14 protein-coding genes are annotated in these 14911 nt (G+C 75.6%); 9 read left to right on the top strand and 5 right to left on the bottom strand.

The features are described from left to right. Positions 1-122 precede the first annotated feature (122 nt). Positions 123-2315, top strand: a complete 2193-nt coding sequence (locus WHI96_RS18450; protein ID WP_345644569.1) for a heavy metal translocating P-type ATPase — start codon at positions 123-125, stop codon at positions 2313-2315. 160 nt (positions 2316-2475) lie between these two features. After that, positions 2476-3162, top strand: a complete 687-nt coding sequence (locus WHI96_RS18445; protein ID WP_345643984.1) for a type 1 glutamine amidotransferase — start codon at positions 2476-2478, stop codon at positions 3160-3162. Here the strand turns inward: WHI96_RS18445 and WHI96_RS18440 are convergent. The 4 genes from WHI96_RS18440 to WHI96_RS18425 form a co-directional block, all read right to left on the bottom strand. Then, positions 3134-5248 (bottom strand): xanthine dehydrogenase family protein molybdopterin-binding subunit, encoded by a 2115-nt coding sequence (locus WHI96_RS18440; RefSeq protein ID WP_345643987.1) that lies wholly within the window; start codon positions 5246-5248, stop codon positions 3134-3136. The genes WHI96_RS18445 and WHI96_RS18440 overlap by 29 nt on opposite strands. Next, positions 5245-6261, bottom strand: coding sequence for an FAD binding domain-containing protein (locus tag WHI96_RS18435; RefSeq protein WP_345643990.1), 1017 nt, complete (start codon positions 6259-6261; stop codon positions 5245-5247). The genes WHI96_RS18440 and WHI96_RS18435 overlap by 4 nt, the downstream gene beginning before the upstream one ends. Next, a complete protein-coding gene (locus WHI96_RS18430; RefSeq protein ID WP_345643993.1) occupies positions 6258-6806 on the bottom strand; it encodes a 2Fe-2S iron-sulfur cluster-binding protein in 549 nt (182 codons plus the stop codon). The genes WHI96_RS18435 and WHI96_RS18430 overlap by 4 nt, the downstream gene beginning before the upstream one ends. Before the next feature lie 78 nt (positions 6807-6884). Beyond that, positions 6885-7451, bottom strand: a complete 567-nt coding sequence (locus WHI96_RS18425) for a TetR/AcrR family transcriptional regulator (RefSeq protein ID WP_345643996.1) — start codon at positions 7449-7451, stop codon at positions 6885-6887. 114 nt (positions 7452-7565) lie between these two features. Here WHI96_RS18425 and WHI96_RS18420 point away from each other — a divergent pair, with 114 nt between their 5' ends. Together WHI96_RS18420 and WHI96_RS18415 are read left to right on the top strand one after the other, a co-directional pair. Then, on the top strand, positions 7566-8390 hold the full coding sequence (locus tag WHI96_RS18420; RefSeq protein ID WP_345644572.1) for an LLM class flavin-dependent oxidoreductase: 825 nt from the start codon (positions 7566-7568) through the stop codon (positions 8388-8390). A gap of 30 nt (positions 8391-8420) precedes the next feature. Beyond that, positions 8421-9674, top strand: coding sequence for an FAD-dependent monooxygenase (locus tag WHI96_RS18415; protein ID WP_345643999.1), 1254 nt, complete (start codon positions 8421-8423; stop codon positions 9672-9674). Here the strand turns inward: WHI96_RS18415 and WHI96_RS18410 are convergent. Continuing rightward, the gene (locus WHI96_RS18410) at positions 9626-10081 is read right to left on the bottom strand and encodes a MarR family winged helix-turn-helix transcriptional regulator (RefSeq protein WP_345644002.1); all 456 of its coding nucleotides are present in this window, start codon (positions 10079-10081) and stop codon (positions 9626-9628) included. The genes WHI96_RS18415 and WHI96_RS18410 overlap by 49 nt on opposite strands. A gap of 284 nt (positions 10082-10365) precedes the next feature. Here WHI96_RS18410 and WHI96_RS18405 point away from each other — a divergent pair, with 284 nt between their 5' ends. From WHI96_RS18405 to WHI96_RS18385, 5 genes are all read left to right on the top strand, one after another. Beyond that, positions 10366-11034: an ABC transporter ATP-binding protein gene (locus tag WHI96_RS18405; protein WP_345644005.1), complete on the top strand. Its 669-nt coding sequence runs from the start codon at positions 10366-10368 to the stop codon at positions 11032-11034. After that, positions 11031-12251, top strand: a complete 1221-nt coding sequence (locus tag WHI96_RS18400) for an ABC transporter permease (RefSeq protein WP_345644007.1) — start codon at positions 11031-11033, stop codon at positions 12249-12251. The genes WHI96_RS18405 and WHI96_RS18400 overlap by 4 nt, the downstream gene beginning before the upstream one ends. 20 nt (positions 12252-12271) lie before the next feature. Continuing rightward, on the top strand, positions 12272-13927 hold the full coding sequence (locus tag WHI96_RS18395; RefSeq protein WP_345644010.1) for an HlyD family efflux transporter periplasmic adaptor subunit: 1656 nt from the start codon (positions 12272-12274) through the stop codon (positions 13925-13927). 56 nt (positions 13928-13983) lie between these two features. Further along, positions 13984-14184, top strand: a complete 201-nt coding sequence (locus WHI96_RS18390; protein WP_345644013.1) for a hypothetical protein — start codon at positions 13984-13986, stop codon at positions 14182-14184. 405 nt (positions 14185-14589) lie between these two features. Continuing rightward, positions 14590-14796: a hypothetical protein gene (locus tag WHI96_RS18385; RefSeq protein ID WP_345644016.1), complete on the top strand. Its 207-nt coding sequence runs from the start codon at positions 14590-14592 to the stop codon at positions 14794-14796. Positions 14797-14911: the final 115 nt, after the last annotated feature.

Here is a 14911-nt window from a genome sequence, read left to right as displayed (position 1 = left end):
CGTCCCCGGCCCACGGACCCGTCACCGCCCTGCCCCGCGCAGCCGCGACCGGGACCGTCGCCGAGAACGGCGCGGGCAGCGCGGACGGCACCGTCACCGAGATCGAGCTCGCCGTCGGCGGCATGACCTGTGCGTCCTGCGCCAACCGCATCGAGCGCAAGCTCAACAAGCTCGACGGCGTCACCGCCACCGTCAACTACGCCACCGAGAAGGCGCGGATCAGCGCCCCGGGCGGCGTCGGGCTCGACACCCTGCTCGGGACCGTCGAGGCCGCCGGCTACACCGCCACCCCGCCGAGCGCCGGGGCCGACGAGGACCCCGAGCGCGACCTGCGCGACCTGCGGAACCGGCTCATCGGTGCCGCCGTGCTGTCGGTGCCGGTCGTCGTCGTCGCGATGACGCCCGCGTGGCAGTTCGTCGGCTGGCAGTGGGTCTCGCTGCTGCTGACACTGCCGGTCTGGGGCTGGGCGGGCGCGCCGTTCCACCGCGCCGCCTGGACGAACCTCCGCCACGGCGCCGCCACGATGGACACCCTCGTCTCGATGGGGACGACGGCCGCGCTCGCCTGGTCGCTCTACGCACTGTTCCTCGGCACCGCCGGGATGCCCGGCATGGTGCACCCCTTCGAGCTGACGATCTCGCGCACCGACGGCAGCGGGAACATCTACCTGGAGGTCGTCGCCGCGGTCGTCACGTTCGTGCTGGCCGGGCGCTACGTCGAACTCCGCTCCCGGCGCCGGGCCGGTGCCGCGCTGCGCGCGCTGCTGCAGATGGGCGCGAAGGACGTGACGGTGCTCCGCGACGGCGCCGAGGTGCGCGTCGCCGTCGACGAGCTCGCCGTGGGCGAGGAGTTCGTCGTCCGTCCCGGGGAGAAGGTCGCCACCGACGGCGAGGTCGTCGACGGCCGCTCGGCGGTCGACGTCTCGATGCTGACCGGTGAGTCGGTCCCGGTCGAGGTCCGGGCCGGCGACACCGTCGTCGGCGGGTGCGTGAACTCCGGCGGGCGGCTCGTCGTGCGGGCCACCCGGGTCGGCTCGGACACCGCGCTCGCGCAGATGGCGCGGCTGGTCGAGGAGGCGCAGAACGGCAAGGCCGAGGTGCAGCGCCTCGCCGACCGGATCTCCGCGGTGTTCGTGCCCGTCGTCGCCGTGATCGCGGCCGCGACGCTGCTGGTCTGGATCCTCACCGGCGCCCTCGCCTCGACCGCGTTCACCGCGGCCGTCGCCGTGCTGATCATCGCCTGCCCGTGCGCGCTCGGGCTGGCCACGCCGACCGCGCTGCTCGTCGGCACCGGGCGCGGCGCCCAGACCGGCATCCTGATCAAGGGGCCGGAGATCCTGGAGTCCACGCGCCGGGTCGACACCGTCGTGCTCGACAAGACCGGCACCGTCACCACCGGCACCATGTCGCTGACCGGCGTGCACACCGGCGACGGGGCCGACGAGGCGACCGTGCTGCGCCTCGCCGGGGCGCTGGAGCGTGCCTCGGAGCACCCGGTCGCCGCCGCGATCGCCGGGGCGGCGGCCGAGCGGGTCGGTGACCTGCCCGCCGTCACGGACTTCACCAACCACGAGGGCCTCGGCGTGCAGGGCGTCGTCGACGGCCACGCCGTGCTCGTCGGCCGTCCGCGGCTGCTCGAGCAGTGGTCGGTCCCGCTGTCCGACGACCTCGCCGCGGTCGCCGCGGACGAGGCCGCACGGGGCCGCACGACGGTCGCCGTCGCGTGGGACGGGGCCGCCCGCGCCGTGCTCGTCGTCGCCGACACCGTGAAGCCGACCTCCGCCGAGGCGATCGCGGAGTTCCGTCGGCTGGGGCTGCGCCCGGTGCTGCTCACCGGGGACAACCGGGCCGTCGCCGAGACCGTCGCCCGTGAGGTCGGCATCGAGCCCGGCCCGGACACCGTCATCGCCGACGTGCTGCCCGCGGACAAGCTCGCCGTGGTGGCGCGGCTGCAGGAGCAGGGCCGGGTCGTCGCGATGGTCGGCGACGGCGTGAACGACGCCGCCGCGCTCGCCCGGGCCGACCTGGGCCTGGCGATGGGCACCGGCACCGACGTGGCGATCGAGGCGTCGGACATCACCCTGGTCCGGGGTGACCTGCGCGCCGCGGCCGACGCCGTCCGGCTGTCCCGGCGCACCCTGGGCACGATCCGGGGCAACCTGTTCTGGGCGTTCGCCTACAACACGGCCGCGATCCCGCTGGCCGCGTTCGGGCTGCTCAACCCGATGATCGCGGGAGCGGCGATGGCGTTCAGCTCGGTGTGCGTGGTGCTCAACAGCCTGCGGCTGCGCCGGTTCCGCCCGCTGGCGGACTGACCCGCGACGGGGCGGCCCCGCCGGCTGCAGGATCTCAACCGACAGGGCCTGGGCCGGCCGACGCCCCGGGTACGCGTACCGACATGGGGGTGAGGTACCCCGTCGGCGGCGGCCCACACGTCCCGGCGCCGGGCGGGTGCGGATCGAACGGGGAGTGACCGTGCGCGCACTGGTGATCGGCCACGACCACGTCGCCGGGCTCGGGCTGCTCGGCCCGGCCCTGGAACGACGCGGGATCCGTCCGGAGTGGACGACGGTGGTGCCCGCGGACCGGTACGACACCCCGGACGTCGACGCCGGGTTCCCCGACCCCGCCGGGGCCGGCCTGGTGGTCACCCTCGGCGCGCCGTGGCCGAGGGAGCGGATCGCGGGGTGGGCGGCCCGCGAGGTCGCCTTCCTGCGCCGGACGCACGACGCCGGTGTGCCGGTGCTGGCCGTCTGCTTCGGCGCCCAGCTCCTCGCCGAGGCGCTCGGCGGCTCCCGGACGACGCCGCCGGCCGCCCGGATCGGATGGCACCCGGTCGACCCGGTCGACGGCCGCCTCCCGGCCGGACCGTGGTTCTGCTGGAACGCCGAGCAGCTCGTCGCACCGCCCGGGGCGGAGCTGCTCGCCACCAGGGGGGCCGGACACGAGGCGTTCGTGGCCGGCCGCAGCGTGGGTGTGCAGTTCCACCCCGAGATGACCGCGGACCTGCTGGAGCGCTGGTTCTCCCCCGGCGTGCCCGCGAGGGTCGACGCCGGCGCGCTCCGGGCGGCGACGGCGGCGCAGGACCCGCAGCGGCTCGCCGAGCGGGCCGAGCGGGTCCTGGCGCTCGCGCTCAGGCCCCCAGGAAGTGCTCCAGGGTGATCGGCAGCGACCGTACCCGCACGCCGGTGGCGTGGTGGGCGGCGTTCGCGACGGCCGCGGCCACCCCGACGATCCCGATCTCCCCGATCCCCTTGGCACCCACGGGGTTGACGTGCGGGTCGTCCTCGTCGACCCACTCGGCGTCGATGTCGCCGACGTCGGCGTTCGCCGCCACGTGGTAGCCGGCGAGGTCGTGGTTGACGACGTGGCCGCGGGCCGGGTCGACGACGCCCTCCTCGTGCAGCGCCATCGACAGCCCCCACACCATCCCGCCGAGGAACTGCGAGCGCGCGGTCAGCGGGTTGAGGATGCGGCCCGCGGCGAACACCCCCAGCATCCGCGGCACCCGGATCTCGCCGGTGTCGGCGTGCACCGCGACCTCGACGAAGTGCGCCCCGTGCGCGCCCATCGCGTACTCGGCCATCGCCGGGTTGTGCCCGGCGACGCCGTCGGCCTCCGCCGCGTCCTCCGGGTCGGTGCCCCACTTGTCGCGGAACCGGTCGGCCGCCTCGACGATCGCCGTCGCCCAGGACGCGGTGCCCGCGGAGCCGCCGGCCATGGTCGCGTGCGGCAGGCCGGTGTCGCCCAGGTTCAGGTCGACCTGCGCGGGCGGCACCCCGAGCGCCTCGGCCGCGATCTGGGTGAGCACGGTGCGGGCCCCCTGGCCGATGTCGGCCGCGGCGATGTCCACCCGGTAGCGGCCGGGGGCACCGGCGCCGCCGTCGGCGTACCGGATCGCGGCGGCGGAGCCGGGCATCGCGAAGGACGGGAAGAACGCGGCGGCCACCCCGGTGCCGTGCCACCAGCCGTCGACCGGCCGGGCGCGCGGGCGCGGGTCGCGGTCGGCCCAGCCGAAGCGCTCCGCCCCGCGGCGCAGGCAGGCCACGAGGTTGCGGCTGGAGAACGGCCGGCCGGTGTCCGGGTCGACCTCGGGCTCGTTGCGGATCCGCAGCTCGACCGGGTCGATCCCGAGCGCGACGGCCAGCTCGTCGACCGCGGACTCGGCGCCGAAGCTGCCGGGCGCCTCGCCGGGCGCGCGCATGTAGGTCGGCGTCGACAGGTCCAGCGGCACCACCCGGTGCGAGGTCCTCCGGTGCGGCGCGGCGTACAGGTGGCGGCTGATCACCGCGGTCGGCTCGCCGAACTCGGCCATCCGCGCCCCGGACTCGACGACGTCGTGGGCCAGGGAGTGCAGCCGCCCGTCGGTCCCGGCGCCGAGCCGGACCCGCTGCGCGGTGGCCGGGCGGTAGCCGGTCAGGTCGGTCATCTCGCGGCGGCTCAGCGCCAGCTTCACCGACCGCCCCGGGACCGCCCGGGCCGCGACGACGGCCAGCACCGACCCGCCGTGCAGCGTGCCCTTGGTGCCGAACCCGCCGCCGACGTGCGGCGACACGACGGTGACGTCGTCGTCGCCGATGCCGAACATCTGCGCGAGCTCGCGCCGGGCCGCCCACACCGCCTGCGAGGCCTCGAACAGCGTGAGGTGGTCGCCGTCCCAGCGGGCCACGGTGCTGTGCGGCTCCATCGGGTGGTGGTACTCGATCGGCGTGCGGTAGGTGGCGTCGACCTGCACCGGGGCCGCGGCGAACGCGGCGTCCGGGTCGCCGGTGGTGCTGTCCGGCGGGAACGCGACGACGACCTCGGGGGTGTAGGCCTCGGTCGAGGCCGGGTCGAACGCGGTGGTGGCGGGCTCGGCGTCGTAGGTGACGACGACGGCGTCGGCCGCCTCCCGGGCCGCCTCGGCGGTCTCGGCGAGGACCGCGGCCACGTACTGGCCGCGGTGGTGCACCTCGGCGGACTGCAGGACCTGCTGCTCGGGGGTGGGGCTGCCGGGGATCCGGGGCGCGGTGTCGACGGTGAGCACCGCGACCACCCCGGGGACCGCGGCCGCGGCGGTGGTGTCGACCGCGCGGACCCGGCCGCGGGCGATCGTCGCCCCGACGCCGCACAGGTGCAGCGGCGCGACGGCATCCTGCTCGTAGGCGTAGACGGCGTTGCCGGTGACCTTGGCGGGCCCCTCGATCCGCGTGTGCGACGTGCCTGCCGCCCCGTCGGTCGCGGTGCCGGGGGTGACGGTGCTGGTCATGCGGCCTCCGTCCGGTGCGCGGCGAGGCCGCGCAGGGTGGCGGTGACCGTGCCGGCCACCAGCGGGATCTTGAAGGCGTTGCCGCCGACGGCGGTGTCGACGGCGCGGGCGTCGGCGGTCTCGGCCGCCGCGGCGGCGCGGAACGCCTCGTCGGTGGCGGGCCCACCGAGCAGCGCCTGCTCGGTGCGGTGCGCCCGCCACGGCCGGTGCGCGACCCCGCCGAGGGCGATCCGCACGTCGCGGACGGTGCCGTCGTCGGCGACGTCGAGGGCCGCGGCCACCGACACCAGCGCGAACGCGTACGAGGCGCGGTCGCGGACCTTGCGGTAGGCGGAGTGCGCGGCGACCGGCAGCGCGGGCAGCTCGACCGAGGTGATCAGCTCCCCGTGCTCCAGCACGGTGTCGCGGCCCGGGTCGTCGCCGGGCAGCCGGTGCAGCTCGGTCGCGGCGACGGTGCGTTCGCCGTCCGGGCCGAGGACGTGCACGCGGGCGTCGAACGCGGCCAGCGCAACCGCCATGTCCGACGGGTGGGTCGCGATGCAGCCGCCCTCGGGCGCGCCGAGGATCGCGTGGTGGCGGGCCCAGCCGTGCTGCGCCGAGCAGTCCTGGCCCGGGTCGCGCTTGGTGCACGGCGCGGTCAGGTCGGCGAAGTAGGAGCAGCGGGTGCGCTGCAGCAGGTTGCCGCCGGTGGTGGCCATGTTGCGCAGCTGGCCCGAGGCGCCGGCCAGCAGCGCGGCCGACAGCGCCGGGTAGTCGCGCCGGACCCGGGGGTCGGCGGCGACGTCGGTGTTGCGGGCGCCGGCGCCGATCGACAGGCCGCCGTCGGCGGTCGGGGTGATCCCGGTGGGCAACAGGCCGGTGACGTCGACGAGCGTGCCCGGGGTGACCAGGCCCAGCTTCAGGTGGTCGACGAGGTTGGTCCCGCCGGCCAGGTAGGCGGCGGACGGGTCGGCGGAGACGGTGGCGACGGCGGCCACGGCGTCGGTGGGCCGGGCGTAGGCGAACGGCTTCACCGCGACGCCCCCGATCCGGTGTGCACGGCGTCGACCGCGTCGACGATGCCCGCGTAGGCGGCGCAGCGGCACAGGTTCCCGCTCAGGCGTTCGGCGATCTCGGCGCGGTCGAGCCGGGCCGGGCCGTCGCCGGCCAGGTCGGCGGTCACGGCGCTGGGGTGCCCGGCGCGGGCCTCCTCCAGCATCCCCACGGCCGAGCAGATCTGGCCGGGGGTGCAGTAGCCGCACTGGAACGCGTCGTGGGCGATGAAGGCCTCGGCGACCGGGTGCAGGTCGGTGCCGGACCCGAGGCCGTCGGCGGTGGTGACCGCGGCGCCGTCGTGGGCGACGGCGAGCGAGAGGCAGGACAGCACCCGCCGGCCGGGGCCGGGTTCCCCGGGTGCGGTGAGCAGGACGGTGCAGGCGCCGCACTGGCCGTGGTCGCAGCCCTTCTTGGCGCTGGTGACGCCGAGCCGGTCGCGCAGTGCGTCGAGGACGGTGGTGCGGGTGTCGACCGTCAGCTCGTGGCGACGGCCGTCGACGGTGAGGGAGATCGTGGAGTCCACGATGGTGCGCTCCTTCGGGAGACGGAGTGGAGACCTTGAAACGGAGCCTCCTCCGGAAATATAGGAACGTCGTTCCGGTTACGCAACCCGGAGGCCCGCGAGGAAGAAGCCGACGGCACGGCGGGCGTCGTAGGCGGGGTCGGCCTCGGCGCCGAAGCACAGGTTGCCGATCCCCCGCAGCACCTCGTAGGCGGTGACGTCGGACGGCAGCTGTCCGGCGCCCTGCGCCGCCCGGACGATCTCCTCCCCCGCCGGCAGCAGCCGCTCCAGGAACAGCTCGTGCAGCGCGGCGGAGCGGCCGTCGTCGTGGACGAGCATCGCGACCAGCCCGTGCTTGGTGACGAGCAGGTCGACGAACTCCCCGACCCACGCCGTGAGCGCGTCGAACGGCGTCGGACCGGCCTCCAGGCGGGTCCGTGCGGCCGCCGCACACCCCTCGACCTGGTGCCGGTAGACGGCGACGACCAGGTCGGGCCGGGTCGGGAAGTGCCGGTAGACCGTCCCCACACCGACCCCCGCACGGGCGGCGATCGCCCGGACCGGCGCGTCGACGCCCGCGGTCACGAACTCGGCCGCCGCAGCCTCGAGCAGGGCGGCGCGACTGCGCCGGGCGTCGGACCGGACCGGTTCCCGCTGCACACCCACCACACACTCCTTGCCGCCCGGAACACTGTTCCGTATCGTACCTGGAACAGTGTTCCGTTTCATCCCGCAGGAGCTCCCGTGTCCCGAGCGTCCATCGGCATCATGACCGCCCAGATGCACACCACCTACGACGACCTGCTGCGCGTCTGGCTCGAGGCCGACGAGCTGCCCGGCATCGAGCACGCCTGGCTGTTCGACCACCTCATGCCGATCGGCGGCGACCCGCGGGGCCCGGCCCTCGACGGCTGGACCACCCTGGCCGCGCTCGCCGCGCGGACCCGACGGCTGCGCCTGGGCCTGCTGGTCACCAGCAACCGGTTCCGCCCGCCCGCGGTGCTGGCCAAGATCGCGACGACGGTCGACGTCGTCTCCGGCGGGCGGCTCGACCTGGGCATCGGCGTCGGGTCCCGTCCGGACCACCCGCTCGCCCGCCGCGAGTACGAGGCGCACGGCCTGCCCTTCGCCGCCACCGCCGACGCCCTGACCGCCCTCGACGAGGCCTGCACGGTGATCCGGCGCCTGTGGACCGAGACCGAGCCGTTCGACGTCGACGGCGAGCAGGTGCGGCTCACCGGCGCGTTCGGCAGCCCGAAACCGGTGCAGGCGCACCCGCCGATCGTGATCGGCGGCCGGGCCGGGGCGACGCTGCGGATCGCGGCCCGGCACGCCGACGTCTGGAACATCCCCGGCGGCGACCTCGACGACGCCGTCGCCCGCAGCGCGATGCTCGACGGGCTGTGCGGCGACATCGGCCGGGACCCGGCCGAGATCACGCGGTCGATCCACCTGGGCGTCTCCTACGACGACCCGCAGGACGCCCGAGAGCGGGTCTCCGCCGCCGTCGGCGCGGGGTTCGGGCACGTGGTCCTCGGGCTGCCCGCCCCGCTCCCGGAGGGCGCGGCCCGCTGGGTGGCCGACGAGATCGTCGAGCAGGTTTAGCCGACCGGGTAGTTCGGTCATCTAACTACCATGACCTCCTCCCGGCACGCCCTGATCTCCGGCGCCGGCATCGCCGGCTCCGCGCTCGCCCTGCGCCTGTCCGGGTACGGCTGGCGGACGACCGTCCTGGAGCGCGCGCCGCGGCAGCGCGACGAGGGGCACAACATCGACGTCCGCGGCACCGCCCGCGAGGTCCTGCGCCGGATGGGCCTCGCGGACGCCGTACGGGCCGCCGGCACCCACGAGGTCGGCTTCCGCGTGATCGGCGACGACGGGCGCCCCGTCGCCGAGATCCCGATGGACCCGACCGGGACGACCGACGGCCCGACCGCCGAGCTGGAGATCCTGCGCGGCGAGCTGGCCCGGGTGCTGATCGAGGCCGCGGCGGGGTCCACCACGTTCCGGTTCGGCACCCGGATCACCGGCGTCGAGGACCGGGGCACCGGCGACGGCCCGGCCCGGGTCGCCCTCGACGACGGCACGACCGTCACCGCCGACCTCGTGGTGGTCGCCGAGGGGCTGCGGTCGCGCACCCGTGACCTGGTGTTCGACGACGTCACCGTCCGCGAGACGGGCATGTACGGCGCCTACCTGACGATCCCCCGCACCGCCGACGACGACGCCTGGTGGAACTGGTTCCACGAGACCGGCTCGCGGGGGGTGCACCTGCGCCCGGACAACCTGGGCACCACCCGCGCCATGCTGACCTTCCTGTCCGGGGTGCGCGGCCTGGAGACCCTCGGCGACGCCGACGTCCGCACCGTCCTGCGGCGGACCTTCGCCGACGCGGGCTGGGTCGCCCCGCGGATCCTGCGCGCGCTCGGCGACGGGCCGGACGGGGCCCCGATGTACTTCGACGCCGTCGGGCAGGTCATGGCCCCGCACTGGAGCTCGGGACGGGTGGTGCTGCTCGGCGACGCCGCGTACAGCCCGTCGCCGCTGGGCGGTGGGGGCACGAGCCTGGCCCTGATCGGCGCCTACGTGCTGGCCGGGGAGCTGGCCTCCCGCCCCGGCGACACCGCGGGTGCGCTCCGCCGCTACGAGGAGCTGCTGCGGCCCGCGACCGGGCGGGCGCAGAAGCTGCCGCCGCTGAGGCTGGCCAACCCGCGGTCGCGGGCCGGGATCCGGACGCTGCGCACCGCGTTCCGGGCCGTCGCGAGCCCGGCCGGGAAGCGGGTCACCGGCCTGCTCGGGGCCACGCCGACCGGCGCGGTCGACACGTTCCGGCTCCCGGACTACCCGGCGCCGAGCTCGTCGAGCGTGGCCACGACCGCGCGCAGGTAGCGCTCGACGACCGCGCCCTCGTCGTCGGAGAGGTGGCGGGCGACGTCGTCGAGGGCCCGCACGGCCGGCTCCCACTGCGCGAGCCGCGCGCGGAAGGACTCCTCCCGCGAGCGCACGGTGACCCGGCGGCGGTCGTGCGGGTCGGGCACCCGCTCGAGGTGGCCGGCCGCCTCGAGCCGGTCGATCAGCGCGGTGGTCGAGGCCGGCCGCAGGTCCAGCCGCCGGGCCAGCTGGGTCGGCCCGAGCGAGCCGTGCACGTCGAGCAGCCGCAGCGCCCACAGGTCGGTCGGGTGCAGCCCCGCGCGCCGGGCCTGCCTGCCGGTGAACTCGTGGGTCGCCCGGTTCACCGCCTCCAGCGCGACGGTCGGGCCGGCGAGCCCCTCCAGCAGGTGTCGTCGCTCGCCCATGCGGCCTCCCGGCGTCGGTCCACGGAACCGTAGCCGGACGGGCCCGGCCGCATCCGCGTCGGGATCGGTCACGACGTGGTCACGAATTCGCGACGCCGACCCGGGGACGACTCCCCGCCCTCCCCGCGGAAAGGGGGATGATTCCGCGATAACTGATCGACGACCCGCAGGTGACGGCCCTGCCCGGGGATCCACCCGATCGGGTGACGACACATTTCCGCGCACCACTCCCGAGGCCGACCCGACGATTTCCCGTAACCGCGCCGTGCGTAATCTCCGGAATCGTGATCGAGCTGGAGGGGGTCTCCAAGGTCTACCGGACCGGAGCCCTCGAGCTGCGCGCACTCGACGCCGTGGACCTGCACGTCGACGACGGCGACCTCGTCGCGATCATGGGCCCCTCCGGCTCGGGCAAGTCCACGATGATGAACATCCTCGGCTGCCTCGACGTGCCGAGTTCCGGCGCCTACCGGCTCGACGGCATCGACGTCGGCCGGATGTCGGACAACCGGCTCGCCGACGTCCGCCTGCAGAAGATCGGTTTCGTCTTCCAGTCGTTCAACCTGCTGCCGCGCACCACGGCGCTGGCCAACGTGGAGCTGCCGCTGGTCTACGCCGGCGGGCGCGACCGCCGGGGCCGGGCGCGGCGCGCGCTGGAGCGGGTCGGGCTCGGCGACCGCGGCGACCACCGGCCCAACGAGCTCTCCGGCGGCCAGCAGCAGCGCGTCGCGGTGGCCCGCGCGCTGGTCACCGACCCGTCGATGATCCTGGCCGACGAGCCGACGGGGAACCTCGACACCGCCTCGACCACCGACGTCATGAACCTCTTCGTGGAGCTGAACGAGAGCGGCCGCACCGTCGTGCTCATCACCCACGAGCCCGAGGTCGCCGAGTTCGCCAAGCGGGTCGTGACCCTGCGCGACGGCCGGATCGTGGGTGACGAGCGCCGATGACGATCTGGGAGTCCGCGCGGATCGCGGTACGGGGCCTGCGGGCCGGGCCGCTGCGGTCGCTGCTGACGATGCTCGGGATCATCATCGGGGTCGCCGCGGTGATCGTGCTGGTCGCGTTCGGCAACGGTCTGCAGCGCTTCGTCGCCGACGCGTTCGGCCCGCTCGCCAACCAGATCCAGATCACCCCGGATCGCGGTGGCATCAGTGGCACCGGCACCCCGCGCGACCTCACCGACGCCGACGTCCGCGCCCTGCGCGACCGGGCCTCCGCGCCCGCGGTCGCCTCGGTCAGCCCGACGGTCACCGGCTCGGCGCAGCTGCAGCTGGCCGGTGGCGGGAGCGTCCGCAGCGGCGTGACCGGCGCCGACGCCGACTACCTCGACATCACCAACCGGGAGCTCGTCGTCGGGTCGTTCTTCGACGACCGGCAGGCCACGACCCGGGCGAAGGTCGTCGTGCTCGGCCCCAACCCGGTGGCCACGCTGTTCGGCGGCCGCGCCGGCGACGCGCTGGGCTCGGAGGTGCGGATCGGGCGCACCTCGTTCCGGGTGATCGGCGTGCTCGCCGCCAACGGCCAGCAGGACGACATCGCCGTCATGCCGCTGGGCGCCGCGCGGGCCTACCTGACCGGTGGCGGCGACGTCGTCGACCAGGTCACCGTGCGCGCGGTGTCCACCGACGCGGTGCCGCAGGCGGTCGAGCAGGTCACGACGGTCCTCGACGACCGGCACCGCATCGACGACCCGCAGGACCGCGACTACACCGTCACCGCGCTGCAGAGCCTGCTCGACCAGTCCTCGCAGGTCCTGAGCTTCGTGACGATCTTCGTCGCGGCGGTCGCGGGCATCTCGCTGCTGGTCGGGAGCATCGGCGTCGCCAACATCATGCTGGTCACGGTCACCGAGCGGACCCGCGAGATCGGCATCCGCAAGGCCATCGGCGCGCGCCGCCGCGCGATCCTGCAGCAGTTCCTCATCGAGGCGATGGTCCTGACCGGCGTCGGCGGGGTCATCGGGATCCTGGTCGGCGTCGGCGTGTCCGTGCTGGCCGGGATCGTCCTGCCCCGCCTCGTACCCGACTTCCCCGCCCCGACGGTGTCGGCCGGATCGGTGGTGCTCGCCTTCGGGGTGAGCCTGCTGATCGGGCTGCTCGCGGGCGGTTTCCCCGCCAACCGGGCCGCACGGATGCGGCCCATCGACGCCCTGCGGCACCAGTGACAGCAGCTGAGGAGCACTTCATGACCCGACTGCGGCTCGCGGGCAGCCTGCTGCTCGCCGGACTCGTCGGCCTCACGGCCTGCACCGGAGGGGAGCAACCGCCGCCGACGGCCGTCGTCGACCGGGGTGTGGTCTCCACCGGGGTGTCGGCGTCGGGGTCGCTGGTGTCGATCACCCAGCAGAACCTCGGGTTCACCGACGGCGGCCGGATCACCGAACTGCTGGTCGAGGTCGGCGAGACCGTCGCGGCGGGGCAGCCGCTGGCCCGGCTCGACGACGCCGAGGCCCGGTCGAAGGTCGCCTCCGCGCAGGCCGGGCTGGACCAGCAGCAGGCGTCGCTGGGCAAGCTGACCGGGGCGAACACCGTCGAGGCCGCGCAGGCGTCGCTGGCCTCGGCCGAGTCGGTCCTGGCCGCGACCCGGGACCAGGTCGGCGCGCAGAACGCGGCGAACGACACCGCCGTCGAGCGGGCGAAGGTTCAGCTCGCCTTCGACCGCAAGCAGCTCGCCGCGGCCCAGCAGCAGCTGGAGACCGACCGGCGGGCCTGCAAGCGCTCCGGCGGCGGCACCGCGACCGCCACCCCGGAGCCCACCACCGCCCCCTCCGGAGGCGGACTGCTCGGCGGCCTGTCCGGCGGGTCGGGCGCGTCGGGCGCGTCGGGCGGGTCCGGCGTCGGCGCGGCCCCGACCGACCCGGCCTGCACCGCCGTCGCCGCCGACGAGCAGGCCGTGGCGACGGCGAAGGGCCAGGTCATCACCTCGCAGACGGCGCTGTCGCAGGCCGAGGGCAGCCGCGACACCGGTGCCGCCTCCGGCCGGGTGTCGATCGCGAACGCCGAGAGCGCCGTGTCCGACGCCCGCTCCCAGCTCACCGGGGCGAACAACGACGCACCGGCCGACGTCGCGGTGCAGGACGCCGTGGTCGCCGACGCCCGCAACACCCTCGCCGACGCCCAGCGCGCGCTCGACGACACCCTGCTGCGCGCCCCGGTGGCCGGCACCGTGTCCGCGATCAACGGCGCGGTCGGCGACGTCGTTCCGGCGGCGAGCGCCGCCACCGCGCTCGCCCCGGGGACCGACGCCCGGATCCCCGACGCCGTCGGGGCCGCGTCGGCGGCGTCGGGCTCGGCGGGCGCCACCGGGGGCGGCGCGTCCGCGGCCGGCGGGGCGCCGTTCCTCACCCTCAACGACCTGCAGACCTACCAGCTGGTCGTCCCGTTCGAGGAGAGCGACGCCGCCCGGGTCGCGCCGAACCAGACCGTCGACGTGACCGTCGACGCGCTGCCCGGGGTGAGCCTGCCGGCGACCGTGGTGGCCGTCGCGCCCACCGCGACGCAGCTGTCGGGCGTCGTGAGCTACTACGCGACCGTCGTGCTGAACCGCACCGACCCGCAGCTGCGCGACGGCCAGACCGCGCAGGCCGACGTGCGCACCGAGTCCCGCAACGGGGTGCTGCGGGTGCCGAACACCGCCGTCCGGCAGGAGGGCGGGCGCTCGGTCGTCGACGTCCCCGGCGACGACGGCGCCGCGGTGACCCGGCAGTTCGTCCCCGGCCTGGTGGGCGACCAGTTCACCGAGGTCCGGTCCGGCCTCGACGACGGCCAGCAGGTCCTGCTGCCGCAGGCCACCGTCGAGGCGACGCCGGGCCGCCCCGGCGGCGACCCGGGCGGGAACTGATCCTTCCCGGTCGCGCATCTCGCTGTCGCCCGGAACGGGGTCGAGGTGCGGCCGGGGTGCAGGGTGTCGACCCGGATCCGGCGCGGCGCCGGATCCGGGTCGACGTCGTCTGCATCGCCGTCGTGAACGCCGCGCGGGCGCCGTCGAGCACCGGCGAGGCCGGGTCCAGTGCGGTCGCGCCCGCGGCGAGCGAGTCGGTCACCGCGGCGCGGGCCGCCGGGTCGAGCCCGGCGGGCGGGGCCGGCTGCGCGCGGTAGACCAGCGACACGACCGAGCCCAGCACGGCGACGCCCATCGCCACCCCAGCTCCAGCGCCGTCTCGGAGACGGCCGAGGCGGCGCCGGCCTTGTGGGGCGGCACCGACGAGACGACCGCGTCGGTGGTGAGGGTCCGGGCCGGCCCGACCGCGATCGCCCGGCCCAGGCCGAGCCGCCGCGACACCGCCCCCACGACCGCGACGACGGCGACCGCCGACAGCGTGGTGGGCAGCTCCCCGAGCCCTGCCCGGCTGACCGGACCCCGCGCCGGGCGCGTTCGACGGCCCGCGGCACCCGTTCACCGAGAGGCGGGTGTCGATCGTTCAGCCGTGCACCGATCGCTGCCAGGGTGGGCCCCGCCAACCGTCCGACGCGGCCGTGGGGCCGCAGGGAGAAGGGACCACCGTGGGCGACATCGCCGGCAAGTTCGACAAGGCGTACGAGGGCAAGAGCGTCGAGGATCTGGCCGCCGCGCCCGTCGACGCGCTGAAGGGCGTCTCCGAGGGGGACGCGCAGCTGCTGAAGGAGGCGTTCAACATCACGTCCGTCCGTGACCTGGGCACCAACAAGTTCTTCCTCTGGGCGCAGGCGGTCAGCAAGCTCGCCGACTGAGCATCCCGGGCGCGGGGCGGGCCGGACCCCGCCCCGCGCCCGTCGCCGTGTGAAGTCCGTGTGACGTTACGCCGCGCGGGCCTACCCGGGCCGGGCCGGAACTCCCTAACTTGTC

The organism is Pseudonocardia tropica, assembly GCF_040105315.1.
GTDB classification, from domain to species: domain Bacteria; phylum Actinomycetota; class Actinomycetes; order Mycobacteriales; family Pseudonocardiaceae; genus Pseudonocardia; species Pseudonocardia alni.
The sequence above is the reverse complement of the archived record's forward strand: the minus strand, read 5'-3'. Positions and strand labels throughout refer to the sequence as shown.

What these genes read in the sequence shown, in the direction of transcription:
- WHI96_RS18450 (WP_345644569.1), top strand. Translation starts at nt 123, where the DNA reads ATGACCTGTGCGTCCTGCGCCAACCGCATCGAGCGCAAGCTCAACAAG.
- WHI96_RS18440 (WP_345643987.1), bottom strand. Translation starts at nt 5,248, where the DNA reads ATGACCAGCACCGTCACCCCCGGCACCGCGACCGACGGGGCGGCAGGC.
- WHI96_RS18420 (WP_345644572.1), top strand. Translation starts at nt 7,566, where the DNA reads ATGCACACCACCTACGACGACCTGCTGCGCGTCTGGCTCGAGGCCGAC.
- WHI96_RS18415 (WP_345643999.1), top strand. Translation starts at nt 8,421, where the DNA reads ATGACCTCCTCCCGGCACGCCCTGATCTCCGGCGCCGGCATCGCCGGC.
- WHI96_RS18410 (WP_345644002.1), bottom strand. Translation starts at nt 10,081, where the DNA reads ATGGGCGAGCGACGACACCTGCTGGAGGGGCTCGCCGGCCCGACCGTC.
- WHI96_RS18400 (WP_345644007.1), top strand. Translation starts at nt 11,031, where the DNA reads ATGACGATCTGGGAGTCCGCGCGGATCGCGGTACGGGGCCTGCGGGCC.
- WHI96_RS18395 (WP_345644010.1), top strand. Translation starts at nt 12,272, where the DNA reads ATGACCCGACTGCGGCTCGCGGGCAGCCTGCTGCTCGCCGGACTCGTC.